12 protein-coding genes are annotated in these 12,514 nt (G+C 57.0%); all 12 read right to left on the bottom strand.

Going from position 1 to position 12,514, the window contains the following annotated elements; translation table 11 throughout:
- Window positions 1-608: 608 nt before the first annotated feature.
- The 12 genes from traG to ACUY4Q_RS24410 all read right to left on the bottom strand — a co-directional run bounded on the left by traG (window position 609) and on the right by ACUY4Q_RS24410 (window position 12,506).
- On the bottom strand, window positions 609-4,808 hold the full coding sequence (traG, locus tag ACUY4Q_RS24465; protein WP_458047531.1) for a conjugal transfer mating-pair stabilization protein TraG: 4,200 nt from the start codon (window positions 4,806-4,808) through the stop codon (window positions 609-611).
- Window positions 4,808-6,169 (bottom strand): conjugal transfer pilus assembly protein TraH, encoded by a 1,362-nt coding sequence (traH, locus tag ACUY4Q_RS24460; protein WP_458047530.1) that lies wholly within the window; start codon window positions 6,167-6,169, stop codon window positions 4,808-4,810. Before traH ends, traG begins: the two co-directional genes overlap by 1 nt.
- Window positions 6,162-6,560, bottom strand: coding sequence for a hypothetical protein (locus ACUY4Q_RS24455; protein ID WP_458047529.1), 399 nt, complete (start codon window positions 6,558-6,560; stop codon window positions 6,162-6,164). The genes traH and ACUY4Q_RS24455 overlap by 8 nt, the downstream gene beginning before the upstream one ends.
- Window positions 6,557-6,823: a hypothetical protein gene (locus ACUY4Q_RS24450; protein ID WP_458047528.1), complete on the bottom strand. Its 267-nt coding sequence runs from the start codon at window positions 6,821-6,823 to the stop codon at window positions 6,557-6,559. Before ACUY4Q_RS24450 ends, ACUY4Q_RS24455 begins: the two co-directional genes overlap by 4 nt.
- A 17-nt stretch (window positions 6,824-6,840) precedes the next feature.
- The gene (trbB, locus tag ACUY4Q_RS24445; protein WP_458047527.1) at window positions 6,841-7,434 is read right to left on the bottom strand and encodes an F-type conjugal transfer protein TrbB; all 594 of its coding nucleotides are present in this window, start codon (window positions 7,432-7,434) and stop codon (window positions 6,841-6,843) included.
- Window positions 7,424-7,648 (bottom strand): hypothetical protein, encoded by a 225-nt coding sequence (locus tag ACUY4Q_RS24440; protein WP_458047526.1) that lies wholly within the window; start codon window positions 7,646-7,648, stop codon window positions 7,424-7,426. Before ACUY4Q_RS24440 ends, trbB begins: the two co-directional genes overlap by 11 nt.
- A gap of 8 nt (window positions 7,649-7,656) precedes the next feature.
- Window positions 7,657-8,442 (bottom strand): type-F conjugative transfer system pilin assembly protein TraF, encoded by a 786-nt coding sequence (gene traF / locus ACUY4Q_RS24435; protein WP_458047525.1) that lies wholly within the window; start codon window positions 8,440-8,442, stop codon window positions 7,657-7,659.
- Window positions 8,439-10,259 (bottom strand): type-F conjugative transfer system mating-pair stabilization protein TraN, encoded by a 1,821-nt coding sequence (traN, locus tag ACUY4Q_RS24430; protein WP_458047524.1) that lies wholly within the window; start codon window positions 10,257-10,259, stop codon window positions 8,439-8,441. The genes traF and traN overlap by 4 nt, the downstream gene beginning before the upstream one ends.
- Window positions 10,256-10,876 (bottom strand): type-F conjugative transfer system pilin assembly protein TrbC, encoded by a 621-nt coding sequence (trbC, locus tag ACUY4Q_RS24425; protein ID WP_458047523.1) that lies wholly within the window; start codon window positions 10,874-10,876, stop codon window positions 10,256-10,258. The genes traN and trbC overlap by 4 nt, the downstream gene beginning before the upstream one ends.
- A 9-nt stretch (window positions 10,877-10,885) precedes the next feature.
- Window positions 10,886-11,884: a conjugal transfer pilus assembly protein TraU gene (gene traU, locus ACUY4Q_RS24420; protein WP_458047522.1), complete on the bottom strand. Its 999-nt coding sequence runs from the start codon at window positions 11,882-11,884 to the stop codon at window positions 10,886-10,888.
- Window positions 11,869-12,225 (bottom strand): hypothetical protein, encoded by a 357-nt coding sequence (locus ACUY4Q_RS24415; protein ID WP_458047521.1) that lies wholly within the window; start codon window positions 12,223-12,225, stop codon window positions 11,869-11,871. The genes traU and ACUY4Q_RS24415 overlap by 16 nt, the downstream gene beginning before the upstream one ends.
- A gap of 62 nt (window positions 12,226-12,287) precedes the next feature.
- Window positions 12,288-12,506 (bottom strand): hypothetical protein, encoded by a 219-nt coding sequence (locus ACUY4Q_RS24410; protein WP_458047520.1) that lies wholly within the window; start codon window positions 12,504-12,506, stop codon window positions 12,288-12,290.
- Window positions 12,507-12,514: the final 8 nt, after the last annotated feature.

The raw sequence follows: 12,514 nt of genomic DNA, 5'->3' as shown, positions 1-12,514 counted from the left end.
CTAACTTAGCGAGGCTTTATTGATGGAGATCAATACAACTTAGACTTTCTCTAAAATGTTTGAGATTTTTTGTATCGCAGGAGCGAGACCATATTTGGAAATTTCGAAACCAATTATGTAATTAAAAACGAAAATTGAAAGGACCATTATAATAGGTGTCGAAAATAGCATTATAGGATAGAAAATGGCGCTAATGTTCGCTAACAATACCAAAGCAGTCATGGTCAACAAGCATTTCATGGCCACTTTCCTAAGCGCCCTCATCACTAAAGAACGCTCTCGGACATGTATGGGAAGACTTAGATACATAGCAACTTGTGGAGCAAACATTATGACCTGAAAGAAACCAATTACGACAGTACCGTAAACTGGTATTGCACTAAAATCTTTAAATAAGAAATAAAGATTTGAGACTGATAGCAGGGGTCGGCTATTTGATAAAGCACAAATCTCAACAAAAAAAATGGCACTAATTAGCACGCATAACATCGGAGCCTTTGAACACAAGGCAAAGCAATGAGCAGTTGTTGGCGGCACTCTGTCTTCATTATCAAGAGAACTAACGATAAATCTAACATCGTTGTTTATATCTCTATAAGTCGCACTCATTAGTTACCTACCTTTCGCCTCAATTCAGATATCTTTTTCTCGTTACTTTCAATTTCATTACTATTCAAAATTGAAAGATGTTCCTGTTTTAATTTTTCATTCTTCATTCCAATGTTGAATTGTGCCCCAACATTTTCCATTTCTCCTTTTAATATATCACTGGATGCCTGAACAGTGGATTCTTTTTTACCTATTTCGCCAGCAGATTTGCTGATATTTCGCTCATTAGCAGATCTTTCTTCTGCCACTTTCTGAGCCAGTGCAGTCTTACTTGGGAAGGTAGTGTTTTGCGGCATTGGCATCCGGGTCTGATTGTCGCTGTAATCCTCAGCGATATCCCGCCCCGGAAGCGTATTGCCGCTCACGGAAGGAAGCGAACCACGACCCGGCAATGGACTCCCTGCCAGTCTGGCATTATCCTCCGCACGCTCGTGTCGTGGTGTACCCGGCCGCACCTGCGTGTCACGATTGTCTGCCGTAACCACATCCCGCTGCGGAACGTCGCCGGTGGCTGTGACGTCCGTCAGGCTCTGCCGTTTGCCCTGAACATCCATTGGCTGTTGCCCGGTTGCGTATGGGTCTGCGCCTGTTGCAGGTGCATGTTGTCCTTCAGGTGTTGGTCGGGGTTGAATATTCTGGCCGGTCGTTCTCGCCTCATTCCCTTCTGACGGACTGGCCTGAACATAGCCGGGGCCGGTCCGGCGCGCCGTCTCATCCTGATGGCTAAACGGGTTAACTCCGGGACGCGTGTCCTGTTCATACAGGCCATCGCGCCCCGGCATATCCGGAGACGGATTGAATGGGTTTTGCTGTCTTCCTGCAGGTAATGACCCCGCCCCCGCCACGTCATGGCGCCCCTCCGGCATGATCTGGTTACGCCCCCGTGAGTCAGGCGAGTTAGTACGCGTTCCGGCAGGTAAAGAACCCGAAACATCCCGATATCCTTCCGGCATGCGCGGGTCAGCATTGGCAGTGTCTGCACCGAACGGACGACTTCCCACCGGGCCAGAACCTGAGAAGTCAGGTTGCCCACCTGGTACGCGCGTATCGGCGTACGGTCCATTGTGATCCGCTGGTCTGTTCCCTGCGGGTCGCCCGCCCGTCCCTTGCTGATAGTCTTCCGGCGTCAGCCTGCGAGGATTGTCTGGTCCGTGATTAAACGGTGCGTTTCCACCATTTCGGCTACCCTGATAATCCTGGCGCTCATCCACAACGGAGCCCGGACGATGCGGTTGAGCGGTGCGGTCATTTGCCCCGTTTGTCTCTGCGCGCGGGACATCCCCTGCTCGCGGAGCATGTGTATCCTGCGGGTACGCCAGTGGATTCACTCCGCCCGGCGCGGCCTGATTGTGGTCATTCACGCCGCCTGCTTCTGACGGATAATATCCGCCACCGTTAACCGGGGTCGGTGCACGTGAGCCGGGACCATACTCAGGACCTGACCCGGCAGGGTAAGGATTTGAATCCGGATACCGTTGTCCGTCCACGGGTTGCCCCTGCGGCGACGGGGCCCCCGGGTAACCTCCACCCGGTTGCACCGACGGGCCGGGGGCCACGGTGTAAGGTGTCGCGCCAGGCGTATATGGATAGTTGCCCTGACCGGAGCGGCGTCCCTGACCGCGATCGTCTGCGTTACCGTATCCCGGCGCAGGCGTGTAAACCGGGCCTCGGTTGTCCTGCTGCAATGTCGGGGAGTCAGCCGGCAGCGTGTAAGGCTGATGCGCATCGCCCGTTCTGAGATCCTGACGGCCCTGCTGATAGTCGCCCATAATTTCCGGTGCCAGACGCTCCTGCACAAATTCTGCGGCAGCAACGCGGGCCGTGGGCGCACTGGTAAGAATGTCCTGCGTTCTGTCCCCGTACTTGGCCGTTGACCAGTTAACAAACTCCTGGGTGTAGTTGGTGTCAAGGCTGGCACTCTGATTTTGCGCCAGTGAGGCCAGGCGGCTGAGCTCGTCGCTCCGGGTCGAACTGGTGGTGTACTGCTGGTACTGACTATTCGAGTCGTTCAGCGTGCTTGCAAACTGCTGCAGGTTAGATGTCGAGGCGTTGTCTGTGTGGTTGCCCGAATCGGTCACGCGGCTGCTGGTCACCATGTCGCGGCCCTGACGGAAGTCTTCCACCATCTGGCTGTTCTTATCGTGGCGGTTGTCCGTGGTACTGGAGGTCGTGTCCTGCGTGCCGTGCGAACTGCCAGTGGCCCCCCTGACCTGACCGCCGACATTGCCCTCCACGCTGGCGCCCGTCACCCATTTACCAATTTTACCGATAGCCTGGTCGCCGCTGTTGACCTTGACATTGACGCCCGCATTCACACTGCCCTCCATGGATTTGGACATCAGTGCGTTATAGGCCTCCTGGTTAGAAATATTGTTGGCTTTAGCATAACTCTCGACGGCCGATATCATTTTGCTGGTACCGGTGGAGACATTGGTTGCCTGGCTGTTATCCGTGCTCTTGCTCAGACTGTCACTGCTGCCGGTCTGGCTCGAAAGCTGCGACAACTGACTCCAGCCGCTGGTCAGGCTGTGGTTGTAGCCTTCCAGCGCGGTCTGCGCATTGGCCTGCGATATCCGCGCCTGCTCCTGGAAGCCGGAGCTGGCCAGCTGGCTCAGCTTCATATTGACCGGCAGGTTGGACATGGCCCCTGACCCGTCGATGACGCTTTGCCCGCTGCCCGTCTGCGTCAGCGTGGAGCCGTTACTGGCCTGCCAGGTCTGCTGACCCTGACGCTGCAGCAGGTTGGTATCCATCTTGTTCTGGTTCAGGTTGTCCATGGACATGTTGTTGAATGACCAGTTGCCGTCGGCCGTGGTGGACGCCACGCCTGCCGAACCGAACGCCATCGAGCTGAAGACGCTGCCGGCCACCTGTGACCCAATGGATGCGGCACCTTTGGTGAGATAGAACGACAGTAACGGGATAGATAAAGCAAGATATCCTGCCAGGTTGGCCACATCGGAATGTTGCAGCGCCACCTGGTCTGTGTTCGACAGGACCAGCGCCGTCCCCCCGGTTTTTGACTGCAGCCAGAACGTGGCGGCATAGTTGAGGATGGCGAACATCACCGGCCACATCTGAAAATAGAGAAAACCACACACGTACAGCTTCAGCGTGTTGAGTCCGAACAGCGAGTGATTGGCGGCCGCCAGGGCAATAACCAGCGGGAACAGGCAGACCAGCATCAGCATCAGCAGCGACTGCGCAAACGGCAGCGTGCGTGTGGCCATCACATTACCTGCCGCCCAGCTGAGTCGCTGTTTAGTGGCCGCACTCTCCGTGGCCAGGTTCAGCAGGTTAGCCGTATCCGATGAGCGGGCGGCAAAACCACGTACCCCCTGACGAATGGCGCTGTTTGTGATGTTATTTTTCATCACCTGCGCAGCCGTCAGCCCGCCCTGATAGAAGTAACCGTAACTCTGCCCCATCGCCGTGGCCAGCAGGCTTGCCCCGTTCAGCTTACTGCCGTAAATCTTACTGGTCAGCCAGCCGAAGGTGGCGCTGCCGGTTTGACTGTCCGTGCCGATAAGCGTCCTGATTTGAGCCGCTGCCTGTACACAGGTCAGGAACTCCCTCCCGGCACTGGAGGTTTTGTAAATGCCCCGCAGCGGGCTGGGGTCTTTTGTTATCAGTCCCAGCGGGTCCGTCGTGTTCAGCAGCTCGTTAATTGTGTATTTATGATTAAGCAGGATGTCGCCAATCACGCAGTTTTCCACATAATCCGGCAGCATCTGGGCAAGCTCCGGGTTCTGTGTACGAATATCACTGGTTTCGGCCACAATCTGCGAGCCGAACAGCATCCCGCTTCTGGTGTACGTTACCGAATCCGGGCGGGCAAACATCGTGTCATAAAGCTGCGCGATTTTAAAACCGATACTCGTCGTCAGCGAAGCGATAGCCGCCAGGCCCACCGGCACATTATCGGTTTTCCAGACGGCGGCCGGGTCGGTGATATCAATGATCTGCACGGAGCGTTTCGGGACCAGCATAACCGAGGTTATCAGCATAAAAATTGCCAGCCACTGCACAAACATCATCGGGTTGCGGGTTTTTATAAAGCTGGCGAGCACCCCCACCACCGCGAAGACGCTGGCAATGCGTAACAGGGTTATCCATGTTCTGTTGCCCATGAGTCCCACTACGGCATCAAAGGCGGACTTCCACATTTCCCCACCATAGATCGTGTAAATTTCAAGCATCAGTTCCCCCAGTGATAGTTGCTCTGAAACGAGCCTGAGACGATGGTGGAGACCTGCTGTTGCAGGTACTGCGTGTTACGGGCAATGCCGTCCAGCGCATTCTGGTCTGCAGCGGACTGCAGTTTCATATCTGCCAGCAGGCCCTGAGCATGGATAACGTTATCGCGCAGCGTCCGGGCCGCCTCTTCCGGGAAGTTTTTTCCGGCAAGCGACAGACTCGCCTGTTTAACCAGCTCCTGCAGATACTGAATCATCAGATCCTGAGCAATGTAATCGGAGACCTGAATCAGGTAGTTCGCGCCGAAGCCCATGCTCTGGGCATTGGTGAGGTATTTCAGGACCGGTACGGACGTGGTGTTCAGGAAGCCTTTTTCCTGATCGGAGAGCGGTGAGTCATCGACCAGTTTGTTCTGCATGGACAGCATCAGGTTTTTGACCAGGGTGACCAGCGCATTGCTTTCAGGGATGGTGAGATTCACCACCACCGGCGAGAGGCATTTCGTGTCCTCGTCACAGCCGTACACTTTTGCCGTGCCGCCCCGCATCAGAACCTTGACCAGGTCGCGGTTATCAACCAGTGGCGTCAGGATGGTCACATCCCCCGCCGTGTTGAAAATAATGCTCCCGACCGCGCTCATCACCAGTTCCTTCAGCTGACGGTTGCCGCTGAACATCGCATTGCGGCTGAGCGCATCCCAGATAAGGTTTTTGTTTTTCAGGACCTGGTCTTTTTCACCGTCATCCGCCCGGTTGGTGACGCTGTTGCTCTGCCCGCCGACCGTGCAGCCCTGCCGGGAAGAGGCCCAGTCAGAGAACAGATCGTTCTGACCGGCGATGTCCTGACAGATTTTTTGCTGGGACACCTGGGTCACCGGCCATAACCCGCCGATGATGCCCTGAGCAGCCTGACAGGAGCTCATGTTTGCCGAGTTCACGTCGCTTGCCAGCTTCTGCAGGAAATCTTTTGCCTGCTTCAGCTCCGGCACCATGGTCTGTAGTGCCAGGTCAAAGGCGTACCCGGCCGCGTTACTCATGATTTGTTTCACGAAACGCTGAATTTCCTCGCCGCTTATCATGGAGAACGACCCGAGGTAGGCATCAATACCGCCGCAGCCGGCGTTCAGCGACGGTACCTGCATCGAGATAAGCTGCACGTTTTTAACCGGGTTACGCAGATAGACAGAGCCGCCGGAGAAGTACCCGGCCGCCTGTCCCTGCCAGGCCTGCGCCTGGGTGACGTTGCCGCTGTAGCCCAGGCTTCCAAAGAACCCATTAAGGTCACTGTTAACATCCGCACTGGCCGGGAGAGCAGCGACGCCCCCCATAAATATTATTGCGGCGGTCAGAAGAGGTTTAATCACGGGCCACCTCCGCTGATGTCTCGTCCGGGGTCCGGCACTGCGTTCGTTTAACAAACCGGGACAGAAGCCAGTCAAAACAGCACAGACTCACCGTCGCGGTCACCAGAACCGTCATCGTGCCGGTCTCCAGGGCGCGTAACATAAACACCGGATAATGCAGCATGGCAGACAGTACAAAGAGCTGATTCTCTGTCAGTGTGGGGTCACCGGCGACGTTCGCCCGCAGCAGACTGCAGGCGGCATTCGCGTAACACACCTCTGTGACGAACAGCGCCATAAGCAGAAGCAGGGACGCTATCCACCATTTTTTGACGTACTCCCTGACCGGAGGCCACGACCTGGCGGTATCCCCGGTCAGTGCATCAAACCACGCATGAAGTGTTTTTTTCACAGTACGTCCTCCCGGTGCGGTTCAGTCGTGCAACACTGACGAATGACGTAATGCCCTGTTGCAGTGGCAATAAAGCCGCCGCTCAGCGACAGCATCAGCAGCACCGGGCAGTCCTGCAGGATGGTGACAAGCGTGTCAGCGCTCATGGCCCGGACAATACGTCCGGCAAGCAGGCCATAAATCATGGCCGAGGTGAGAAAGGCGACCGCGAAAAGCAGACACGCCTGCTCGGAACGCGATAACGCATACATGGATGTAGTCATTTTGTCGTCCATTTGTATTACTGAGGCGTCAGCTGCGCGTTAGCGGGCAGTGGCGGAAGATATTGCGGGTCGGTCTGATCAAGATCTGCCTGTATAAGGCTGGCGTAGCGGTTTTCCAGCGCACCGATATCCATCACCCCCTGCGTCAGGGGATAGGCGCGGAGCGTGTGCACGTTAACCACAAACGCGGTGGGCGTGGCAATCGGCAGGCCGTTCCCAAAAAACGTCATGATCTCATCGGCCAGCGGCGAGGCCGGGTTGGTCTTGCGGGGGATCATGGGGACCGGAAAAGACAGATCGCCCCCGCCATCAAGCGTATAGGGATAGACCCGGATGCTGTGGCTGTCGGCCCAGCGTTTGATCTCCGGGTCGAATTTCGCGCTGTACTGGCAGTGGGACTGCATAAACAACACCACGGCGTAATCCTTCATACTGACCTGACGGCCATCCGCCAGCGCCATCATCTGGTCGCTACGGGGAGAGGCGGCGGGTGCGGCATCCGGTGCCGTCGCGCTTTTCGACGCATCGATGGCGGCCAGTTCCTCTCGCACGCCGGCAAAGGTCAGTACCGGTACCAGCATCAGAAGCGCGGCCAGGTGGTTAATTTTCATGGCGCACCTCCGGGTCTGTCGGGACCTCATGGCGATGACGCCAGCCATCCCAAATATTGTGCAGAATCAGCGCGAGGGCGGCAGTCCAGAGGGCATAACTGGCCCAGGCAAACAGGCTCTGGGTAAAGCCCGGATAGGCCGCGACCATTTCACGCAAACAGTTCAGTACCACGCCCCAGAAAAAGAGGCCCAGTAATTTGGATAAGTGTTTCATGTTGATCCTCAGAAATTAGGTTTAAAGCCGGTGGAGACGTTAAGGAAGCGTTTTGCCAGATCGTCCTGGGTCATAAAGCCCCAGACCAGGGGCTGGAATTTACGGCTGCGCGGGTCGACCAGGAACAGCGCCGGGAAATGGCTGATGTTCATTGTCTTACTCTGCCCGTTGTCCGGGCGGGACGCCGGCAGGGAGGGTGCCACCTGACCGTCGACGCTGACCGGGATGAGGGACAGCTGATTGGTTTTCGCAAAATCCGCCACCACACCGGCCATTTGCACATCCACCGGGTCACTGCCCCGGTAGAAGTAGAACAGACCATACTGCTGGCCGAGACGGGCAATCGCCTGCGCACGGGACTGCTGGTCCCGCCCCTGCACCAGAGGGGCGGTGCTGTTGTAGTGCGGGAACTCCAGGTTGTAATCCAGATCAGGGTTCTGCAGCTGGGTGGCCGCGAACGACTGGCTGAACATGGAGGCCCGGTCAGTCCAGAACTTCTGCCAGCGCAGGTACGTGGCGGTGTTTTCCTTCGTCGGATACAGAATGGCCCGGTTAAGCGATTCTTTCGTCACCGCCTGCAGGAACTGCGCCTGCTCCACGGCCGTCATTTTGCTCAGGTCGGGCACTGACGGCGGCGGGGCGGGCATTTTCTTCTGTTCCGGGGGCGCAGGGGGCTTTTTGGGTTCGTTGTACCAGGACCACCCGGTAAAGGGGGGCGCGGGGGTGACGATGTCCTCTGCGGCCCGTGCCGTCAGACTCAGGGTAATCAGAAGCACAGCGGTGAGGCACCTCATTTATTTGTGCCTCCCATCTGGTTTACCTGCGCCGCCACCCTGTCTTTCGCCAGTTTTGTCATGGCTGAGGTGTCCGGGATTTTCTGATTTTTCATCAGGTCCTCATAGAAATCAGCGAAGTTGATAAGGTCGAAATTGATGGCCTGCAGCTCCGGCACGGTAATGCCCCGGCAGTCCGGGTTGCCGCCGCTGCCAAAACTGACGTGCAGCTGGTCACGACGCCCCTGCTCCTGAATGATGCGGGCCAGCTTGCCGGTGAATACGCAGTACACCTTGCTTTTCTGCGTGCAGACACCCAGTACCTGGTGATCGCAACGCTCGCCGACGCTCACCGTCACCTTCTTCGCTTTGGCCTTGCCGATAGCCATTTCGTCACTGTTGCAGGCGGCAAGGCCCGCATCTGCGCCCCAGCCTGAGTCCTTGCAGCAGTTATTGAAGCCGGCAAACGCCTTGCGACAGCTCATCGCCTGCCCGGAAAACGCGCGGACATTGATTTGATCCTGCTGGTTTTTGACATCCTCTGCAGCCGAGGCCAGACCCGCCAGTTTTGCCACCGCCGTATCAAAGCCGCTGTCACCGGCCCCGTTCGTGGCATCGCATTCCCCGGACTGGCAGATGTATTCCCCGCCGCATACCAGACCGGTGGACGAGTGAACGGTCTGACATTCAAAGTTCACGGTTTCGTGTTCGCAGTACGCGCCGGTTTGCTGTCTACAGGTGGTTCTGTTCAGCGTACAGGCCGGATTACTTTCCAGCGACCCGCAGTTGCCCGGTGACGCCGGATAGGTAAACCACGTGTCGGTGTATCCCCAGCAGTCGCTCCAGACCTGATAGTCGGTGCCGTTGTTGTTAATCGTCCGGTATCCACCCGGAGACGTGCACACAGAGGCGGTCATGTCCGCGTGATTTTTATCCACGGCGCAGCTTTCAGACCAGCTGACGGACGGTTCAAAATGCTGCTCCCAGGTCACCACTTCCAGGAAAAGAGTGATGGTGGTGTCTTTCAGCACACCCTCCGTTAACGCTTTGGTGACCGCATTACAGTTCTGCGTACAGAAGGAATCCGATGTCAGTACCATTCCCGCAGTAACCGGCCCCACCAGGTTGGCGGCAAAGGGGGTGTCAGCCTTGATTTTGAAGCTGTTGCCGAGAAACCCGCCTTTCATCTCCATCTGGTTGATGGTTGCGCTCGCACCGGTGAAGGTTATCCAGGCACTGGTCACATTGACGGTCTGTGGCACTGTGAAACTGAACCGGGTGCCGTCTGTCACCCCCGTCACCTGGATCGTGGACGTGGTCTGAACCGGCGCGCTCATGCCGCCGGAGGGCTGTGCATCACGGCTGCAGGTCTGTTCCAGCCAGACATCACGCTCACAGGTAAAGTTTTCAAACGTCGATTTTGACACGGTCGTTTGCGTACACTGCGGGTTGCTGCCGTCCATGACGCCACCGGACCCCGCCTCCGCATCCTTACCAATGGTGATAAACGGCGCTTTCGGATCGATGGCCGGCATCGGGTTTTTCGTACTTGAATCCACCACCGCCTGCCCTGCAGCACTGTTGCCCAGCGCGGCCTGCCCTTTGTCGCTGAGGCCACCGTCTCCGCCTGTCACCCCCCCGTAATAGCCTTTTTCAGGTGGGTTCGCGGTGTAACCGGGAATGGCACTGCTGACGCTTGAGGGTGTCTTCAGAGCCGACGTTCCCTGTGATGCACTGCCCTTGCCATAGCTGGCACCGGCATTAAACGCATCCGACTTTGCGTCAGCGTGAACGATGCCGGTGAACAGCATCATCAGCATAACAACCGGTAATTTCATCGGGCGCCCTCCAGTAAGCGACGGGCCACGCCTGCGCAGTCACCCTTTTCTGCCACCTTTTCCAGCGCCTGCGTCAGTGACAGACTGCCCCGGATGACATCACTGTGGCCGGGACAGTTCACAACCAGCGCCGGCACCACGGAAATGTGGTAATCAGCAAACAGCGTCGGGTCTATCTGCACGCCGGTGTTTTTGTTTTCTTTTGATAACTCGTACATCACGCTGGCGGTCTGGCGAAAATCATTATTGACCAGTCCCCGGATAGTGGCCGGAATGTTGTAGCGGGCGGCGTCCTGCAGCATGGGCGCCAGCCCTTCACGGGGTATGCCGAGGCTGACAAAATAAATGGCGTCAAACGTCTTTTTCTCACCGCGCGCCTGCGCGGACATACCGTCCTGAATGCCCTGTTGCAGTTTCTCCGTCAGGCTCTGCTGCGCCGGCGGCAACGTCATGGTCTGACCGGACAGGGTGTCTTTAAATTCCTGCAGCGCCTGTTGTTGCTGTTTCATCCACGCCCGGTCTCGCCCGTTAATGGAAACCTGATCGCTGGCAGCACAGACAGACATGCTTAAGAGCAGGCCGCTGGCGAGCAGGGCCTGAAGTGGGCGTATTTTCATGTGTGATCCCTACAGAAAGACGCAGTTACGTTTGCGCCACATCAGATAACCAAAATTTTTCTTTGATTGCGGAGAGTTGTGCGTCGTCCCCCAGAGCTGGGTGCTGGCACCGAACGGATGACAGTTGTTCGTCTCGGGGTACATATTCACCATCTGGTATCGCCATCGCTCTTTGGGAATGATGGGGGACGGATACTGGAAGCAGACGGCGTTATCGGCCCCGACGGAGTTCATGACCAGCCCCTCACGGTGCATCTTGAAGGCCATACGTTCACTGACCAGCAGTGACGACTCCAGGGGCGAAAATTCACCGCTGGTATACCCGGTAAAGGGGTACATGCTTCCCTGCGCACCGGCACACCAGAACAACGGTGAAAGCGGCAACCCGGCAGAGCTGGCCGCCGCATCGGCCGCGCAGGCGGCCTGCGCGATAAGGTTGCCAAACAGGGCCGCCTCCGGGTTAATAATCATGGAGAGCGTGCTGTCATTCCACATCGGGTCCACTTCTGACAGGTAGGCAATATCCATATCGCCGGTCTGCATACAGCCAATACTGGTGATGATGTTCAGCCAGAAAATCAGCGGATATTTGTACCAGTGAACATGGTAGAACGCCCCGGCGGCAGGCCGGTCACTCTGCCCTGCTGTTCCGGTACCGGTCCGGCCCAGATCGATTTTGAAGCCGCCCATGTTCACCATCACACCCGGTTCGCGGGTGACGTCCGTCATGGCCATCGGCTCCCAGAAACCAATCGCCAGACCAATGCGGTAAAGGATGCCCACCGGGCAAATCTGGATGGGCGAACCCGGATTATTTGTATCGGGCTGCGGCCCGGAGGCTAACTGGATACTGCCGAGCGTCATGGGGAACAGACACTTCCAGCAGACATCAGTGATGGGATTCACCCAGCGACCATCGCCGGCGTTGCTGGCACTGGCGGTAGTGGCCGGCAGCGCGGCACCCAGCAGAACGGTGACCAGCAGCCACAGCCTTACTGCTCTGAACATGACGCCTCCCGGCAGCGGAACCAGATGCAGCATGGTCCATCGTTTTCATCAACATACACGGCCCCCATAAACCATCCGTCCCCATCAGGGACCGGCGGAGACCATAAGGCGAATAAGGCGAAATCGGCCCGTCGGAGCCATTCAGGTTCGGCAGGCGAACCGTTGTCGTCGTCCTGATACACCAGGGCATCTTCAAGCCCCTTGCCTGCCAGCCAGTGCTGGTACTCCCTGTCCGCGACATATTCGCGGTCGTGATAAAACGCCTCGAGTGCCGGGTGACACCAGTAGCCGTCCCGGGCACGCACAACCGGCAGCGGCCCGATAATTTCAGGTGTGGTCATAAAATCCTCGAATTAAAGCGCGACGGCCACCGGCAGGCGGGGGGCATCAGAGAAGGGGAAAGTCAGCGTTCAAAGCGGTCGGCAACGGCCATAATTTCTGTTTCACGATCTTCCCGGTTCATTTTGAACAGGGCCTGTATCGCCCCGCGAATAATGTGGGACGGGGTATAAAGCGGGTTATCTTTCAGAATTTCATTCACCTGATACAGTGAAACATCATCGTGACGGATGGAGGCGACATGTGTTTTAGCGCCCCGTGGCCTGTCGGGGTTTTTCGTCATGCGGGTAC

It is taken from the genome of Phytobacter cepae (genome assembly GCF_054165735.1).
Note: the sequence above shows the minus strand (reverse complement) of the source record. Positions and strands in the feature narration are given on the sequence as shown.